The sequence below is a fragment of the Burkholderia sp. D-99 genome, from assembly GCF_011605345.1.
Lineage (GTDB): Bacteria > Pseudomonadota > Gammaproteobacteria > Burkholderiales > Burkholderiaceae > Burkholderia.
This window is the reverse complement of record NZ_JAAOXM010000003.1, coordinates 279,714-297,070: the sequence shown is the minus strand read 5'-3', so window position 1 is coordinate 297,070 and position 17,357 is coordinate 279,714. Positions and strand designations below refer to the sequence as shown.

17 protein-coding genes are annotated in these 17,357 nt (G+C 62.6%); 8 read left to right on the top strand and 9 right to left on the bottom strand.

Going from position 1 to position 17,357, the window contains the following annotated elements; translation table 11 throughout:
- The first annotated feature begins 56 nt into the window (after positions 1 to 56).
- A complete protein-coding gene (locus HAV18_RS15305; protein WP_166957230.1) occupies positions 57 to 683 on the top strand; it encodes a LysE family transporter in 627 nt (208 codons plus the stop codon).
- Positions 684 to 694: 11 nt separating this feature from the next.
- On the opposite strand, the gene HAV18_RS15300 is transcribed toward HAV18_RS15305, so the two are convergent.
- Positions 695 to 1,855 (bottom strand): enolase C-terminal domain-like protein, encoded by a 1,161-nt coding sequence (locus tag HAV18_RS15300; RefSeq protein ID WP_166957228.1) that lies wholly within the window; start codon positions 1,853 to 1,855, stop codon positions 695 to 697.
- 297 nt (positions 1,856 to 2,152) lie between these two features.
- Between HAV18_RS15300 and HAV18_RS15295 the strand changes: the two genes are divergently transcribed.
- Positions 2,153 to 3,088: an AraC family transcriptional regulator gene (locus HAV18_RS15295; RefSeq protein WP_166957226.1), complete on the top strand. Its 936-nt coding sequence runs from the start codon at positions 2,153 to 2,155 to the stop codon at positions 3,086 to 3,088.
- On the opposite strand, the gene HAV18_RS15290 is transcribed toward HAV18_RS15295, so the two are convergent.
- Genes HAV18_RS15290 through HAV18_RS15275 form a run of 4 tightly spaced genes read right to left on the bottom strand, consistent with a single transcriptional unit; the run spans position 3,051 to position 8,111 of the window.
- A complete protein-coding gene (locus HAV18_RS15290; RefSeq protein WP_243771656.1) occupies positions 3,051 to 4,544 on the bottom strand; it encodes a hypothetical protein in 1,494 nt (497 codons plus the stop codon). The genes HAV18_RS15295 and HAV18_RS15290 overlap by 38 nt on opposite strands.
- 30 nt (positions 4,545 to 4,574) lie before the next feature.
- Positions 4,575 to 5,990: a DUF6765 family protein gene (locus HAV18_RS15285; RefSeq protein WP_243771655.1), complete on the bottom strand. Its 1,416-nt coding sequence runs from the start codon at positions 5,988 to 5,990 to the stop codon at positions 4,575 to 4,577.
- Complete coding sequence (locus HAV18_RS15280; protein WP_243771654.1) at positions 5,987 to 7,639, bottom strand: LVIVD repeat-containing protein; 1,653 nt, start codon at positions 7,637 to 7,639, stop codon at positions 5,987 to 5,989. The genes HAV18_RS15285 and HAV18_RS15280 overlap by 4 nt, the downstream gene beginning before the upstream one ends.
- 46 nt (positions 7,640 to 7,685) lie before the next feature.
- Positions 7,686 to 8,111, bottom strand: a complete 426-nt coding sequence (locus tag HAV18_RS15275) for a hypothetical protein (protein WP_166957224.1) — start codon at positions 8,109 to 8,111, stop codon at positions 7,686 to 7,688.
- Positions 8,112 to 8,468: 357 nt separating this feature from the next.
- Here HAV18_RS15275 and HAV18_RS15270 point away from each other — a divergent pair, with 357 nt between their 5' ends.
- From HAV18_RS15270 to HAV18_RS15255, 3 genes are all read left to right on the top strand, one after another.
- On the top strand, positions 8,469 to 9,632 hold the full coding sequence (locus tag HAV18_RS15270) for a helix-turn-helix transcriptional regulator (protein WP_166957222.1): 1,164 nt from the start codon (positions 8,469 to 8,471) through the stop codon (positions 9,630 to 9,632).
- A gap of 191 nt (positions 9,633 to 9,823) precedes the next feature.
- A complete protein-coding gene (locus tag HAV18_RS15260) occupies positions 9,824 to 10,909 on the top strand; it encodes a hypothetical protein (RefSeq protein WP_243771653.1) in 1,086 nt (361 codons plus the stop codon).
- A gap of 300 nt (positions 10,910 to 11,209) precedes the next feature.
- Positions 11,210 to 11,830, top strand: coding sequence for a GDSL-type esterase/lipase family protein (locus HAV18_RS15255; protein WP_208101965.1), 621 nt, complete (start codon positions 11,210 to 11,212; stop codon positions 11,828 to 11,830).
- A gap of 652 nt (positions 11,831 to 12,482) precedes the next feature.
- Here HAV18_RS15255 and HAV18_RS39650 read toward each other — a convergent pair.
- Positions 12,483 to 12,815 carry a hypothetical protein gene (locus HAV18_RS39650; protein ID WP_208101964.1) on the bottom strand — a complete coding sequence of 111 codons (333 nt, stop codon included), beginning with the start codon at positions 12,813 to 12,815 and terminating at the stop codon, positions 12,483 to 12,485.
- Positions 12,816 to 13,770: 955 nt separating this feature from the next.
- Here HAV18_RS39650 and HAV18_RS15245 point away from each other — a divergent pair.
- Positions 13,771 to 14,016, top strand: a complete 246-nt coding sequence (locus tag HAV18_RS15245; RefSeq protein ID WP_166957220.1) for a helix-turn-helix domain-containing protein — start codon at positions 13,771 to 13,773, stop codon at positions 14,014 to 14,016.
- 43 nt (positions 14,017 to 14,059) lie between these two features.
- Here HAV18_RS15245 and HAV18_RS15240 read toward each other — a convergent pair whose 3' ends face one another.
- Positions 14,060 to 14,539 (bottom strand): MarR family transcriptional regulator, encoded by a 480-nt coding sequence (locus HAV18_RS15240; RefSeq protein ID WP_166957218.1) that lies wholly within the window; start codon positions 14,537 to 14,539, stop codon positions 14,060 to 14,062.
- 197 nt (positions 14,540 to 14,736) lie between these two features.
- Between HAV18_RS15240 and HAV18_RS15235 the strand changes: the two genes are divergently transcribed.
- Complete coding sequence (locus tag HAV18_RS15235) at positions 14,737 to 15,135, top strand: helix-turn-helix domain-containing protein (protein ID WP_166957216.1); 399 nt, start codon at positions 14,737 to 14,739, stop codon at positions 15,133 to 15,135.
- A 4-nt stretch (positions 15,136 to 15,139) separates the two neighbouring features.
- Here HAV18_RS15235 and HAV18_RS15230 read toward each other — a convergent pair whose 3' ends face one another.
- A complete protein-coding gene (locus HAV18_RS15230; protein WP_166957214.1) occupies positions 15,140 to 15,370 on the bottom strand; it encodes a hypothetical protein in 231 nt (76 codons plus the stop codon).
- A 153-nt stretch (positions 15,371 to 15,523) separates the two neighbouring features.
- On the opposite strand from HAV18_RS15230, the gene HAV18_RS15225 reads away from it, so the two are divergent.
- Positions 15,524 to 16,279, top strand: a complete 756-nt coding sequence (locus tag HAV18_RS15225; RefSeq protein ID WP_166957212.1) for a ScaI family restriction endonuclease — start codon at positions 15,524 to 15,526, stop codon at positions 16,277 to 16,279.
- Here HAV18_RS15225 and HAV18_RS15220 read toward each other — a convergent pair.
- Entirely contained in the window at positions 16,255 to 17,118 is an 864-nt protein-coding gene (locus HAV18_RS15220; protein WP_166957210.1) for a site-specific DNA-methyltransferase, read from the bottom strand. The genes HAV18_RS15225 and HAV18_RS15220 overlap by 25 nt on opposite strands.
- Between the last annotated feature and the right edge of the window lie 239 nt (positions 17,119 to 17,357).

Sequence of the window (17,357 nt, the reverse complement as noted above, 5' to 3'; positions counted from 1 at the left end):
ACGTTTCGTTCATCGTAACCATCACCGGTTCAGCTTAAGAGGTTGTCGGCCCGCTCGTGCTCGACACCTCCGCCTTCGTCGAAGGCCTGCTGCTTGGCGCCGCCCTGTTCACGTCGGTCGGCCCCAAGGACGCGTTCGTCATCAAGCGCTCGATCTCGAGCCCCCACCTGCTCTCCATTGCCCTCGTCTGCGCCGGCAGCGATGCGCTGCTGATCGTGCTCGGCGCGCACGGATTGTCCGCGCTGCTGTCGCGGCATCCGGACGCGGTATCGGCCGCGCTGTGGACCGGCATCGCGTACCTCGCCGGCTACGGCCTGCTCGCGCTGCGCTCGGCGATCCGGCGGCGACAGCCAGAGCACATCGACGACTCTCACGCGCGCCATGCACCCGCGCTGTCGCGCACGCTGCTCGCGACGGCCGCCGTATCGCTGCTCAATCCGTATGCGTGGATCGACACCGTACTGCTGCTCGGCACCGTGATCGTGAGCCACCCGCCCGCCGCACGCGCGCCGTTCGCACTCGGCGCGATGACGGCGTCGCTCGTGTGGTTCCTGATGCTCGCCTACGGCGCACGAGCGTGCCGCGCATGGTTCGCGCACACGCTCGCGTGGCGGGTGCTCGATTTTTTCGTCGCGGCGATGATGCTCGGCTTCGCGGTGCGTTTCGCGATCGACGCGCTTTGACGCGTCGGATGTCAGCGGCCCGCTAATGCACGAAACACGCGATGCGCGCCGGCATGCCGCTCGAAACCGATGCCCGGTGCCTGCGGCGCACGTGCGAAGCCCGCGTCGACGGTTTCGCCATCGGCGAGCCCGCTGAACGGATCGAACGCGAACGGATTGACTTCCGCGCCGCCGAGCCCGAGCGCCGCGACGACGTGCAGCGAGAACAGGTGGCCGCCATGCGGCCAGAACGCGTCGCGCCGCCAGCCGCGCGATGCGAAGTGCTCGACGATCTGCAGGTAACCCGGCAGCCCGTAACAATGCACCGGATCGAACACGAGCACGTCGCGGTCGGGACGCAGGCCGCCGTAGCGGTCGAGCAGCTTCGCTTCCGCGAGCGAGAACAGCGCTTCGCCGGCCGCGATCGGCGGGGTGTAGCGCGCGGCGACGTCCGCCTGAAGCGGCAGGTCGAGCGGATCGCAGATGTCCTCGAACCACCAGAGACCGAACGGCTCGAGCATCGCGGCTGCAGCGTCGACGGTCGTCGCGTCGTACGTGTTCATCGCATCGACCGCGAGATGCGAACTGTCGGCGAGGCGCGCGGCGGCAGCTTCGATGCGCCGCCGGTCTCCGTCGAGATCCGCACCGCCGATCTTGATCTTCGCGTGCGTGTAGCCGAGATCCGCGATGCGGCGCATCTCGTCCGACAGGCGCGCGAGATCGTCGTGCGGATAGCGGTAGCCGCCGCCCGCGTACACACGGACGCGCGATGCCGGCGTGCGGGCGAGCCGGTCGGCGAGCAAGCGGTGAAGCGGCAGATCCGCGATCTTCGCGGCGGCGTCCCAGATCGCCATGTCGAGCGTGCCGATCGCGACGCATCGTTCGCCGTGTCCGCCGGGCTTTTCGCCGGCCATCATCGCGCGCCAGGCGCGCAACGGGTCGAGGTTCGTGCCGGCTTCGTCGGCGAGCGTGTCGGCAGCGGCCAGCAGGCGCGGCGCGAACCGTTCGCGGATCAGGCCGCCCTGCGCGAAACGGCCGACCGATGCGTAGCCGTAGCCCGTCACGGGGCGGCCATCGCGCATGACGTCGGTGACCACCGCGACGACACTCGTCGTCAGGCCACCGGAGGGAATGGCCGGGTCGGCGTAGCGGGAAACGGGAATCGCCTGTTCATGGATCGCGGTGATGCGCATGGCCCAGCTCCTGGCAGCCCGCCCGGCACGACGGGCAGGCGGACAATTGGACAATCGGCCGCCCCACCGGCAGCGGCCGCACACGCGCCGCATCATAAACGCTCGAACGGGATTGCGCCGGACGCTTCGCCCGACACGGCTTCAGCCCGCATCGCGGTGTTCGCGCCGGCACCCGGCCGCCGGCAACGGGTAAGCGTCGAGTAAGCATGACGTCCTACAGTGCATCGATCTGCGAAACAGGACGCCGACGACTCGTTTCGGCACCTGACGGATCCGGACCACGTGAAGGGGATGTGCATGCAAAGCCGGCCCACGATGACCTATGTTTGTGCGAAGACCGGCGACGGGCACCGCGAAAGCTGGCACCCGCCCTCGGGCTGGAAGAGACAGCTTGCGACACCGTTGCCGACGGACGTGATGATCGATCACTACGTGTCGGGCGCGTCGGAAATCGTCGATCTCGAGACGACGGCGCCGGTCTTCGGCATGTTCCTGAAGGCACCGACGACACGCGAAGTGCGCACCGACGGCAAACGCTGGACCGAAATGGCCGTGCGTGCGCCGATGGCCTACGCGCCGCCAGGGTTCGCGTTCTCGACCCGCTGGTCGAGCGACATCGAGTGGCTTGCCGTATCGTTCGACGCGTCATGGCTCGCCAGGGCCGGCCTGCCGAACGGCGCACGGATCATCCCGACCGAACCCCACTTCGACCTGAGCGACGATCTGCTGATGCAGATCGTCAGGGGAATCCATCAGGATGCGCTCGCGGGAATGCCGATGGGGCCGACGTACGCGGAATCGCTGGGCGCGGCGGCGCTGGGCCGCATGTCGTATCTCGAGTCGGCGCGGCAAGCCAGGGAATACGCACACACGCACGCGATGCGCAAGGCAGTCGAGTACATCGGCGACAACTTCCGGGATCCGCTGACGCTCGTGATGCTTGCCGAAGCCGTGGACTATCCGGGCGACCTGTATTCGTTCATCCGGAGCTTCAAGAAGATCAACGGGGCGACGCCGCATCAGTACATCATCGCGCGCCGCCTGCAAGCGGCCCGCGACCTGATCGAGCGCGGGCAATGCGACGTCACGGAAGCGGCGCTTGCCTGCGGCTTCTCGACGACGAGCCACTTCTCCGCCACGTTCCGCAAACGGTGGGGCATGTCACCGTCCGAACTCAAGCCGCGCGCCGCCGCCACTACGCGAGGGGAAGCGACAGGATCCACAGGCCGCTGATCGTCAACACGATCGTCAGCGCGAGCAGCGGCAACTGGCTGCGCACCGCGGCTTCGACCGGCCCGCGATGCCGGGCGGCGATCGCGTGGGTGACATAGACGCTCAGTACATGGCCGGCCAGGATCAGCAGCACCTGCGCGTGCCAGACATAGGCCGCATCGACGAGCAACGGCGCGGGCGTGTATTGCACGGGCGGCATCGACAGCAGGTTCCAGCCGATGCCGAGCGGATCCGACAGGAGCGGCAGGATCTGCCGCCCCTGATCCAGGAACAGCGTGAAGTAGTGACACACGTTGTAGAACAGCGCGATCGGCAACAGCAGCAGGCAGAATTGCCGCGCGAAGGTTTTCCCGTCGCGCGGCGATCGCGATCCGGCTGCACCGAGCGCGCAAAACGCGCTGAACAGCGCGTAGTACGCGAACCCCACCGCCGCGAACGTCGCCCATTGCCCCGCGAGAACCAGCTCAGCCGACAGCGCGTAGTTGTTCCTGAGCACCGGAAACAGCGCGGCAAGCAGCGGGTAGATGCCGTGCCAGAAAAAGGTATTCCAGGCTGCCGTATCGCGCAGGCCGTCGTAGGCGGTCGACGACAGCATGAACGACAGGAACATCACGATACTGGCATCCAGCGGTTGCTCCGCTGCGATGCCGGCGACCGGATTCTTCAGCCGGAGCCCGACTGCCTGCTTCGACAGACGAACCCATCCGAGCGGCGAAAGCCGTGCGCACAGTCGGCAGAGGATGCCGAACGCATCGAAGTGTTCGAGCCACACCGCCCGGCCGAAGCAAAACGCGCCGGCCAGCGCATAGGCCAGATACCCGACGAGAAACAGGCTTGCGTCGCGCGGTCTTCCCGGGCCGAACAGTTCGAGCGCGACGAGCGCGACATAGGCGAACAGCGCGGGGTACGACGCGAGCGCAGGCGGATATCGATAGCGGCCTCGGTCGAATCCCGGAAAGCATTGGGCGGCGATCCGCAATAACAACGCATACGGATTCGTGAACGAATAGAGATTGCCGAACGCCGCGCTGACATAGAGCGAACCCAGACAGAACCAGATCCAGAAGCCCGACATGCTGATGTTCAGGAACGGGTTCCGGGTACCGGCTAGACCGGACACGATCAGCAGCACGACGAACAACGCGCTGGCAACCTGCGCCGCATCGAGCAAGGCGGCCGGTATCCGCAGCATGCGGCCGGATCGCGCCGGCGACGCGCGCGCGTCCGCCGCACGCCCTCCCGATGCGAACGCGAGGATCATGAAAGAGACGACCAGCGTTCCGGTGGCCGCATACGCATAGAGCCACAACGGAACGGGCAGATAGTACGGAACATTCCATGCATGGGCATCGGCCTGCCCCGGTACGCACGCGAGCGGCAGCATGGCCGCCAGTGCCCGCTGGATGATTGCGCGCCCGCTCGCGGCGCACGCCTTTCGCTCGACGACATCGTGCATGCCCACGCCCCTCGAATCTCGCATCTCGCATCAGTAGTCGGAAGATGAAATCACGCGCGTGATCTTCCAGCCCTGCTCCCTGCCCTGCTCGGAAATGACGCCGACCGTGTCGTAAGGCGCATCGAGCAACTTGATCAATGCGACGGCACGCTTGTTGCCGTCGGCCGTATCGGGCAGCGCGAACACCAGGAAAGGCAGGATCGGCGACGGCTTGTCCCCTTCCGCGATCAACGGCAGCACGGCATCGTTCAACGACTTGAATACCGTGAACGACGCGCGATTGCGCAGCATGGCCGACGAACCCGCCGTCGGGTGCGCTTGCGCCGCCAGCGCAAGATAGGCCCCGTGATCGCGCAACCGCCATCCGGTGAGCTTGTCGACCAGCATCCCGTCGGGCTTGCGGTTCCGGTCAAGCGACAGCGCGGCCAGCCAGCGCCTGTCGACCGGCGAGGTCGTCACCCAATCGCCGAAGAAGCGCGCATAGAAAGCGACGAGCGTCCGGTCCACGCCGGGCTGCGCTGTCGGCGACGCGGGGGTCGGAATGTCGCGCCGGCCGCGCCACCGCACGGCCGTCCACCCTGCGCCGTCGGTCAGGCTCGTGCCGTCGAGAAACGACGTATCGGCGACTCCGTGCGCGACGAACCAGTCCGACTTCGCGCGTTTGGTTCGCGCATCGGCAAAACCGGCGAGCATCGACCGGACCTGCTCCCACGGGCGCGCGCGCCGGGCCGCCCCGTTGATCTTCGGATACCTCAGCATCTGGAGATACGTGGACTTCGCCATCGCCTGTGCATCGTCCGGCCTGCGCCAGGTCATGTCGGCCGCATGGCTGGCCGGGTCGCCGGGATCGGCCGGCGCGGCCATCGCCAGCCCGGCATCGCAGGCGACCCCGTCGTGGCTCCAGTCCGGCACGGACGGCACACCGCGGTGCGCCCACGCGTCCTGCAGCGTATGCAGCGCACGGCCGAATTCGCCGAGCATGAACGCCGCGTTGTTCCCGTCGGCGCGCCGCAGCGCCGCGTCGACCGGCGACAGCGATGCCGGTGCGTCGGGCACCACGGTCCGGGCCTGCACGCCGGCCGGCACCTTCGTTGCGCCCGGATAGTGCGCGGCCTGGGCGTCCAACGCATCGGGCGTGTAGCGCGACAGACACGCGAACTGCAACGGCGACGTCATGTACTCGATCGAGCCGGCATCGATGCGCTGGTCCGCCAGCGCGATCGCTTCGGCATCGCCGGGCGCGAACCCCGCCTGCTGCGCGAGCCAGAACGTCAACCCGAAGTGCACGTCCGATTCGAAGCCGGCGCAGGTCAGCGGCATCGCGAGCGCGGCCATCAGCAGCAGCGCACGGCCCGCGGCGCGCCGCCCGACGCACGTGGAATTCGCCGTGCGGGCCGCCGCTTTCGCGGGATGCGCGGCGAGGGGTTCATGAGGCGAGTGCGTCAATTGCCGATCTCCGACGCTTTCGTGCTTTCGGGGAACGGCCAGCTGCCGTTCTCGAACGACAGCACGAGCAGGCCGTTGTCCTCGCACGCGGTCGTCAGCAGGTGCCGGTCGAAATCGAAATCGAGTCGCGCCGCGCACCAGTCCGGCCCCCCCGCACGATACTGGCCGATCATCAGGTGCCCTGAGCCGGCGCCCGGGGACGCCACGGTAGGCGGGTTGTAGTACGCGATTTCCTTCGGCTTCGACGGATCGCGAATATCGAAGACGCGCACCCCGGAGTTGAAGTAGCTGCACGCGAGCGCCGTGGCATTTTCGCGGTTGTCGACACTGCAGTAGTGGCTGCCGTAGGTGAACGTGGCAAGCGCCTGTACGTCGGGAATGACCTTGCTGCAGTTCGCGACCGCGTGCGTTTCGAGCCGCAGCTCGGATATCAGCCGCGGGGCCGCTTCATTCGACATGTCGTAGACGTGCGCGAGCGGGAACGGCGTCATGCCCGCGTCGCATGCGGCCTTGACGGCCATCGCGCCGGGCTCCTGAAGGCCGCCCGACCCGCCTTCGTCGACTTCGACCACATACGGCTTGCCCGCAACCGAAAACGGGATCGTATGCTGCGCCAGGCTGCCATCCCGAACCGGCACGGTCGCGATCCGGTGCATCTGCGCATTGGGGCGACGACTTTGTACCTCGCTGGTGTCCACGACGAAGAACCCGTTGTCGCCGTTCGAGTTCATGTTGTTCAGCGGCGGGGCCCCGGTACCGGCCGCCGCGCCGCCGTTGCCGATCGCGACGAAGTACGCACGTGTCCCGTCCTGACTCACGGACAAGCCGTGGGGCAGCGTGCCGAAGCCCAGATCCGACATGCTGATCGCGGATATCAGCCTGGGACGCGTCGGTATCGTCAGGTCGATCGCGTAGTAGGCCTTCGCATACGGCGACCCGATGTAATACGTGAACCCGTCGGGAGAGAACCCGCCCTCGTGACCGAGCGGCGCCTTGGCCGGAATGATGCCGCCGTCCGCGCCGGTGCCGACGGGCACGCTGGCAAGCAACTGCGGGCGCGTGCAGTCGGTGGAGATGTCGTACAGGTCGAGTTCGGGGCCGCCTCCGCCGCCGACGCCGTTATCCGCGGCCAGGATGCCGCGCGCGACATTCACGCGCAACGATTCCCACGGATCGATCATCGCGGTTGATGTCAGCGAGCTGACCCGCACGGGCCGCGCCGGATCTGTGATGTTGATCACCGGCACGCCGGGGTTCACGCGGGGCGGCGCAGCAGGATTGGCGTACAACGGGCTCGCACCCATCGTCGAGTGATAGAAGCAGGTCTGGCCCTGCTTGTCGGTGTAAGTCGCGGCCGACCACGACGCGCCTTCGCCCTGCAGCTGGCTGACGCGTTTCAGGTTGCAGTTGAAGCCGCCGAACCCGGATTGTCGAAGCGCGGCCGGCACCTGCCCTTGCAGCGCCGTTTCGGGCGCGTCGCCGGCACTGCACCCGGGCACCCGCGGCACCACGTAGTCCGCCACGGAAACTCCGGGCGTCGAGCCCGTCGAGTCGTCGACGTCTCCACCACACCCGGCGAGCGCGAGCACGCCGAGCGACATCGCCATCGCCATCGCCATCGCCATCGCCATCCGATTCCGTAACTGCATCTTTGCCTCCTCCTGTATCCCGGGCCGTTCCCGGCTCCGCATTTATTTAGTCATCCGGATATATTTCGATCGCGGCGATCTCGATCTGCTCGCCGCTGTCGCGATGAAAGTGAAGCGAAAAGCGCCCGGTGATACCGATCGGAAGAATGTCCAGCGACTGGCTGGTTCCGGACCCACATGCCGCCACGGCGCCCGGTATTTCATGCACCATCAGGACGCCCGCTTCGCGCGAATGAACGGTGATGTGCGCCGGCCGGCCTTCGCGGATCGCGATCACCGACCGCTCCCACGGCGCCTTGTCCCGATCGACTTCGACGGAAAAAGCCTGTCGATCCGGAAGCGTCGAGGAAGCGCGGGACAGATGTCTCGCGACGCCGTACGTCAACACCAGCGTCGCCGCGATCGCAACCAGCGCAACGACGCGATGCCGGTGTCGCCGATTCCGCCCCTGCGTTCCCGCATCCCTTTTCATCCCCTCGCCGATCGCTCCATGTCGCCCTGCCGCCCGCCCGGTTACCGGAGCGGCGTCGGTTCGATGGATAGTAGTGACCGGCGAAATGCGGCGATATCTGCTTATTGCGGGCTGTCGGAAAATTGCGTCCGGAGTAACCCGAGTGATGCCGTCACGGTCGAGGGCCGCCGCCCCGGGTCGATTTGGCGGATCGCAAGCTTGACGGTAAGCCGATGGAAATCCGCTGCGTGTAGAGTGGCCGATGCCGCTTGCCGGCGCCCGCACCGGATCGGAACGGTGCCGACAGCCTGCGTATCGCGGCCGGCGGAACCGCGCCGCGCCACACGTCATATAAAGCGGAACACAGGGGAGATCCCGATGGATCTGTCGACCGAGCGCTACGAAGACATCATTCATCTGCTTTATGGCGCCGTCGCCGACCCGTCCGGCTGGTCCGGCTTCTTTACCGCGCTCGGCGAGGCCATCGACGCAAGCGCCGTCCACATGCTGGCCATCGACAAGAAACAAGGCTCGCTTTCCTACAGCGACGGCTTCAACCTGCCCGTCGACGGCGAACTCGCCTATATCCAGAAATACGGCAGCATCGATCCGCGCATGGCGATCATGCGGCAACGCACGCCGGGAGAATGGATCCATTGCCACGAGTTGTTCGACGACGACTTCGTCGCGCGCGACCCGTTCTACCAGGAGTTCCTGATTCCGGTCGGCCGACGTTACGTGTCGGGCTGCAAGCTGGTCGACGACGAGAACGTGTGCGTGATCTTTTCCGCGCTGCGTGCCGTCGGCGAACAGCCGCTCGGGCCCGACGAGGTCCGCTTTCTCGACCGGCTCATTCCGCACCTGATACGCGCCGTGCGAATGCAGCTGCAGAACTACACGTTCTCGACCAAGGCGCTGGTCGGACACGCGCTCGTCAACAAGCTGAGGCAGCCCGTGATGCTGCTGACCACCGATGGCGGCGTCGTGCTCGCGAACGAAGCGGCGACGCGCCTGCTTGCATCGACGTCGCTCGTCGGTCTCGCCGACGGCAAGCTGCAACTGCCGGCGGGCTATCGCGAGTCGTTTCGCGCGGAGTGCGAACGGCTCGAAGGCCTGACGCGCGGCGGCGACGTGCCGACCGAAGAAGTCTCCGCCTACCGTTCGCTGCCGATCACCGCGCCGGCGGCGCCGGGCCTCGTCGGCGAAACGCTGTACGCGTTCTTCACACTGCTCGTGCCGCCGCGCGTGAGCGGTGCGTTCGGGCTGCGGCCGCTCGTGATGCTGCTGTTCTATCACCCAGACTCCGCGCCGCCCGTCGATTCGGACCTGCTCGGCGCGGCATTCAATCTGACGCCCGCTGAAGTGCGTGCGTGCCAGTTGCTCGGCGAGGGGCTGTCGACCAAGGAAATCGCGTCGCGCGCCGGCATCCAGCACGACACCGTGCGCAAACAGCTGCAGGCGATCTACCGGAAAACGGCGACCAATCGCCAGTCCGAGCTGATGCGCCTGATGCTGAACCTGCCGCTGAACGCGTTCGACTGAACGCGTGCGCGGTGCACGCCGCGACGCACCGCCCGTACACTGCAAGCTCGATGAAACATCGTTGAGCCGTGCGCTCATACCCCCCGTTTGTGGAATGGACCGCCCTGGCGACGCTCGCTATATTTTGCTCGCACGTCGCATCCGGCGGCTGCGTCGTCCATTCTCACAAGATGAAGTTCGGGGGTTATTCCATGAAAAAGCATCTCGGCTATGCCGCCGCCTGCGCGTGCGGCCTCTCGGTACTGCTCGCCGCCTGCGGCGGCGACGATTCATCGGGCCCGTCCAGCGGCTCGAGCGGCTCGCCGTCTTCGTCGAGCCCGACGTCGACGCTCAGCGCCGACCAGACAACCTACCAAAGCTTCGCGCTCGCGCCGAACCTGTCGTTCCGCACGTCGATCGACCTGCCCGCATCGGGCGTGCCGGCCGCCGGCACGAACTACTTCATCGCGGGCTCGTCGTCGCTTGCCGCGTCGCCGTCCACCGGCACCCAGAAGACGACGATGTCCGCCCCGGCGTCGATCGCGAGCACGCTGGCGATCACGACCGCGTCGACCGCGCCGACCCGCTACCTCGTTGCGGGCAAGATCGTCGTCGACTCCGGGCCGCAGTTCATCACGAACATCAGCTACCAGGGCAGCGGCGTGCGCGCGGACACGCTCGCGACGGACGGCGTCACGATCGTCCAGAGCACGCTGCGCTCGAATTTCTCGAACGTGCCGCTGACGGGCACGGTGGCCGGTGCACCGACCGATCTCGCTCAGTGGTTCAGCGCGCTGTACTACAACCCGAAGCTGCTGAGCGGCACCGCGACGTGGTCTTCTGGCGCGGCCTATCTTAAGTACACCGAAACTGAAATCGGCGACGTGTACCAGGTGACCGACAACAAGACGCTGACGACCGGCACGTCGCCCGACCCGACCGCGACCGGCACGACGATCGCGGCGCTGATGGCCGCGGGCGGCATCCAGTCGAGCAGCGACCAGACGACCTATACGCTGAGCAACGGCGCGATGACGCAGGTGGGCGGCATCACGACCTACGTCGCGAACGCGCTGCGGCCGAACCGCACGACGCCGATGTATCACACCTATTACGAGATCAACGGCAACGTGTACACCGGCAACCTGATCAAGGACGGCACCGTCATCGGCGGCAATGCATACCCGGTCGCGGCACCGGGCACGACGACCGGCTATACGGTGAACTACACGCAGAACTTCCAGGTGCGCGTGAATGCGGCGGCCATCAACAGCCTGAAGGCGGCGGTGACGTTCTGAAGCCCGTGCGAAACCGGGGCGCGCGGCGGGCGGGCTCCGGTTTCGCGACATGCCACCGGTCTGCTGGTTGCCGAGACCTGAAACGCCGGGCCGCACCGATGTGCAGTGCGTCGACGCGGTTTGCCCGATCACGTCCTTTCGCTTTTGCACGAATGCGTGCGTGCGAATTGAATCTGAAAGCGCACCTTTGCCTGAACCCGAAATCGCGGAAAACCGCCGTTCCTGCGACTAGAATCGTCTGAACGACAATCGACGGGGTTGAGTTCCATGAGACCACCTATCTTCGCGGCCGCGATAACCGTGCTCTGCCTGTCGGCCACCACGGCCTGGGGGCAGGATGCCGCATCCCGGACCGTAGAGGGCGGTCAGCCCTGCGCGGCGGCAGTCGGGCATCCCGTCCGCATCGTCGCATTCGGCGGAAGCAACACCTACGGCAAGAACCTGGCGCGCAGCGATGCCTATCCGGCACAGCTCGAAAAATTGCTCATTGCCGATGGTTATACGGTGACCGTGAAGAACGAAGGCGTAAACGGCATCACGACACGCGAGGAACTGGACAAGCTGGACAGTGCGGTTCCGAACGGCACCGATATCGTCATTTTCCAGCCGGGCGGCAACGATGCGAATTCGACACGCCGTCACTTCGCGCTGAGCCCCGAGGAGACGGAGAAGAACATCGGCGGAATCGTTCAGCGGCTGCAAGCCCGCAAGATCGGTGTCGTGCTGAGCGCGGGCGAGGAGAAGCGGGAGGCGCTGGCGCAACTCGACGTGCCGATGATCGACGAATGGAACCATCTGGTTCCGCCGGACGAACACCAGCCCGACGGGCAACACCTGACGCCTGCCGGATATGGCCGGGTTGCGCAGGCGGTGCGTCCGATGGTCGAACAGCTGATTTGCAAGCGTCTTGCCGCGAATTGATCGCGAACTCGATGCGCGCGGCAGGAAGGAAACGATCCCGCGTCGAAAGCAAAACCACCGCTTCCTCATCCGACGACGCCGGTTTTGCCGTTCTCGAAACCGCCCGCTTGTCACATCCCGGCAAATCCCTGTAGAGTCACGCGTTCTGCGGGCGTCGTATAATGGCCATTACCTCAGCTTCCCAAGCTCCAGCGCGTTAATCAGAACCACTAATCACGCGCGTTCTCACGCCACACCTTCTCCCAGCTCGACGAAGAACCACAGTTCACGTGGGCTTCACGGCGATGCCAGTTTTCACGCCAGCACCGACGTCAAGAAGCTGATGATCTTGCATCGCGAAGTCTCCCTAGCCAATAGATGCATTGATGGATCTGCAGTCGCATTCTTCGACTGATTCTACGTTGCGATGCATCGAGCTAGGCCCCTCCTGCTCACCCTCCGCGCAGTTCGAAGTTGAAATACGGCTCACGCGGTCCGGGCCACTGATCGCGCTCCAACTCAAGTGCGAGGTCACGATTAGTAACGCGTCGGACAGAAGACGCCGCAATGAATTGGACACCAAGCGCCAGCCTCACAACATCAAGGCGGGTCAAGTGCGTGCCGTCATACCGACTACTCACGTAATCTGGCAACTGCGAAACAATCGAGGCAATCAACGCATCCTCGCCAGCCTCTCGGCCAAAACGACATGTCGATGGCCAATATCTCGACGACCGAGCGTTTTGGGATCATCCCCGAGATATATCAAGGCCCCTTTTATCGCTAGCTCCGCCGTCATGCAGACCGGCTGCAGCACTGAGGCGACACTAAACCCACTTGCCAAGATATTGGTGACATCTTCAAGATTAGACAACGCCATCTGCCAGTATTTGGTCGCTGCATTTGACTGGTGCAGCTCGTCGAGGCCATACGTCAGATCGAATAGATCAGCCAGCACAAAAGCGCTACCGGCAGCAATTGAACTGTCGTTGCGACACCAGCTCAACCACTTCTCTCAAGAGGAAAATCCCAAACCCTCCTCAAGCGAGAACGTGTTTTGTCCATAAACAATCGCAACAACAACCTTGCGCACCCTATCGAGAGACGTCGCAAGCCCAATCCCCATTCCGGGCCAAGTTGTATTCACCTCGGGGATGAGCCTCTGATATGCAGATTCAATCTCCTGAAAATCCGGGCTCCCTAGCACATCCAGAACAGCCCCACTTCCCAGTAGATTCATAGCAGCCCGCATTGGACGCGCATGAAATGCAACCCCTACCTCCGCGTAGTGCCTATCGAGCCGCAGCAAATCTTCGTCTGTCCACTTAATCATTGGATTCGTTAAAAGCGACGCTCTACTTCTGCCGCGCCGATATCACCACGGAACTGTACCGTTAAAATCCGAGTGACTCATTTGCGACATCGCTGCAGATGTCTTGGAGATCACGGGCAACAGATCCAACGCCCGTCTAATCTACGCGAGGCACTTCGCAAGCGCAGCACCCTCCGCTGCATGAAATCTACTCAGCATGCTGACGCGGCCACCAACAGAAGACAATCGCTCCCGAACGCCGACCAGATCGCCATGCTACGTCGCATCTCCTGTGCGGATTGCGCATTACCATTCGCTTCAATCGTGCTCGCCCTCGCCAACAAGCATTGGTGCTTCAGTTGAAGATATTGCCTACAACTCGGGCCGAGTTCATCGGCCCAACAAGCGCCTGCATTCAGCGTGATTACCGCAATAGCTGCGGCGATGGCTTGCCTCGCCCCCGTATGGTCCATTCCCATCCTGATCATCTCTGCATCCCCGTTTGGTCCTCTGTGATTTCCTGCTGACCTCCAGTGGCACATCCGCGGCCACCAGCATCAAATGTCACTCATAGTGCGTGTCACCATAGAGAGTGACTTCATAAAGGTCAAATCCATACCCTCGGTCGGATGTTCATGGACGTCCAACGATGGATTACGATCCGCTGGAACTATTCGGAAAACGACTGGTGGAACTGCGCAAGGCACGAGGCTGGTCGCAGGAAAAGCTCGCGCTCGAATCGGGTTTGGCACGGTCATACGTCGGTGGAATCGAACGGGGCCAGCGGAATATCGCGCTCTACAATATCTGCGTACTGGCCGAGACGTTGGGCGTGGCCCCGAGTGACATGCTGGCATTCGACTCCGGCCATGGGAAATCGCAGCGTCGCAGGTAGTGTGCCGCAACGCTGCTGGCTGAGTTCGTACCGGCAGCCATAATTACGCGACGCGCGCCAGAATCCGACGTTGCGCCTGATACTGGACATTCTGTGCGTCGCCCTGCAACTCCTCCAGTTCCTTCGTCAGCACGTCCTGGAGCAACGGCAGCAGCGCCTCCAATTGCCCAGTGATTCCCGCGTCTGTCGCAAGATTACCGACGAGCCGCTGGTAGCCATCGAAGCCAAACATTCTTTCTCGAATCGGTCTCAGAACCCGGCGACGGTCGTCGTTTCGCTCCTCGCTCATCTCAGCGTACCCGAGATGCTGAAGATCGAATGCAGCCCCAATCACCTGCCCCGGACTACCGCCGAGAATACAACTCAGCTCATGCAGGGTCATGCCGGGAAACGCACAAATCAAACTGAGCGCCCGTGCTGCCATCGGTGTCATCTGCAACGCGTTACCCAACGCCGAAGCACGGCAGCCCTCATAGACCGCCATGAAGGAATGGAATCGGGAAAGTGAATCGTTCGCGGTCATAGTTCGTTAGTTTTTCTGAAACCATCAAGGCCACCGCCCTACAGCAGCCACCTGCCCGTCGGTATTTGCGCACTTCCCCGACCGCTCAGACGTCCTCCGCACATACTGCAAAGCCAGAATTTATTCAACCATATTGGAATATTGAATTCCAATATGGTTGCTCAACTTAATCGGAATGAATACGACCATATCGTCCTATGACTACCCACACTACTCTGCCCACCGACGACAACCAAGACGCACTGCTTGCCGCCCGCGTTGGGACCGCTATTGCCGAACAACGACGCGCCCGCGGTCTGACTCAGGCCAAGCTCGCGGAGATGATCGATCTGGAACAGGAAGCGATCAGCCGGTGGGAGCGCGGCACGAGGATGCCGACATTGCATCGCCTCCAACAACTCAGCGATGCGCTGGATTGCTCGGTGGACCAACTATTGCGGCGCGGATCGAGGCGGCCAGACGACCAACTAGCGATGATCGCGGACGCACTTGATGAACTGGACAGCGATGAGCGAACGCTGGTCGTGAATTTCGTTCAGCAGTTCACCCACATGCTCAAGGCGAAACACCCGATCAAGAGCAAACAACGCGAGTAGAGGCTCAGGAGTCGAGGTGACGGGAGTTATATTCGGCCCACGCGGATTCGATGGGCGTCGTGTCCGCCTCGCCAAATTCGAATCCGGGAATGTCTTCAAGCAGCATCAGCAGGCTTTCGGTGAAATCTGCCCGAGAGAGAATTCCGCCGAAATCTTCACGCATGGCTTTAGCCAGATCGCGAATCTGCTCGATGCTCAGCGGCGGAAAATCGTTGGGGTGTTTGATGTCGTCCATAAGACGACTATCCAATGCTAGGCACGGGCCGACAACGGTGCCGGGCTGCAGAGTCTTGCGACGCACACACAAGGTATTTCGAAAAAGGGCGCGATGTGAAACAATCAGTGTTTCCAATCGCAACCGGACCGCTGCATCGTGGAATTGATCGGAATGCCCTACCAGAACGCCCCAATCAGTAAATGGCCTCAGATCACCGAGTCTCTCGTGCAACAACATCCGTTGGGACTCGAGGAAATCAGGGACATAGCGTTGTCCGCGTGGCAAGCAGTCTGGTCGACGCGCATCGGGACTGATCTGAACCATCTGCCGCTAAAGAACGTTCTTCCTCCCGCAACGGTCATCGGCTACTTCTTCGAAAAGCTGTTTTCCCATGAGCTTGCGCGCAGATATCCAGCTCTATGGCGAGGATCTGCGTCTGCTGCGGAAAAGGACATTCACTACATCCCCGATTCGCGCTTTTCAATTGAGGTGAAGACGTCTGGGCAACTTGGCCTAAAGGTCTATGGCAATCGAAGCTATGGACAAGAACTCGTCAATGGCGGGGCTTCGAAGAAAGATAAATCTGGATACTACATCACCGTCAACTTTTATCGTGAAACGCTAAATCTTATTCGATTCGGCTGGATCGACGGAAGCGACTGGCAGCCCCAAAAATCGCCAACTGGACAGATGGCAGGACTTCCAGATGAAGTCTACGCAAGCAAGCTAATCCCGATTCGGGGCGAATACACACTAAACGCACCTGTTGGAATTTTGCCCCACATGGGACCCATGACCGTAGAAATAGCGAACGCTCTACGCGTGCTTACAGTACGAGATTTGCTTCACTACAATGGCGCGCTGCATCCCCGCCTTTTAAAGGCAAGGGATGCCGCCATGGCCTACGCGTCAGTATATTCAAGCTGAAAGAGAGAAGTGCTCTGGTTTTCGGCCCACTTCAACCGCTGAGCGATGTAATCGCAATACGCTCGTTCCTTCTCAAATCCGATAACGAAGCGTCCATTGCGAACTGCACACTCAGCCGTCGTTCCAGATCCCATGAAAGGATCCATCACCAGATCTTGAACGTTTGAAAAACCCTTGACTAGCCTATCAATAAGGTCCATGGGAAACTGTGCCGGATGCGGTGCTCGCTCTGCTGAGGAGCGCTGCGCACCGGACGTCACCTTGGCAATTTGCCAGACATCAGATGGATTTTTTCCGGCGGTATTGCAGCGAAGCTTGCCGTTCTTCTTCTGATTTGGATATTTGACGTCTGGATCGCGGATTTCGTCAAGATTGAACGTATAATTTTCTTGATCCTTAACATACCAAATGAATTTCTCGTTGCGAGGAGACAGGAATTTCCGTGCAGCGACTCCTGCTCCATAGTTCCAAACGAGCTCCTGAATAAGGAAGAATGGAACTTTGTCCCAAAGCAGATAAGGTAACGGCAGAGCCTTGGCTCGTCCTTCGACTGGTATGTAACCCACATTAAGCCAGAAAGCACCGTTCGATTTAGTTAGTCGATACACCTCCCTCATCCAATCGCCGCACCATTGAACATACTCGTCCAATGGCATCGTGTTTTCATAAGCCTTGCCGATATTGTAAGGAGGTGAGGTGACAGTCAAATCGACTAGCTCTGCGGGTAGTGCCTTCATCGCTTCCATGCAGTCCGCATGAAAGATTGCGAACTTCTCTCCGCTACATACTGGTTTACCCAATATCGCGATGACCTGTTCGACAATAACTTGGCTTGACATTTTCTATGCGACCCCAATTTGCGCGGTGTGAGTGTCATGTTGCGTGCCCCGACCGCAATGGAACATGTTCCGAGGCTGTGACGCATCGCGTGGCACTTATTGTAAACGCTCGCACGGCCGAAAGAGAACATCGGACCAAAGCCAGCGACGCCACCGCCCCACGATCCAGCCATGCCAGTTTCGCCGCCACCGCCCAAAACCGCCCGCTTGCCATCCCCACCCAAACCCCTGTAGAATCG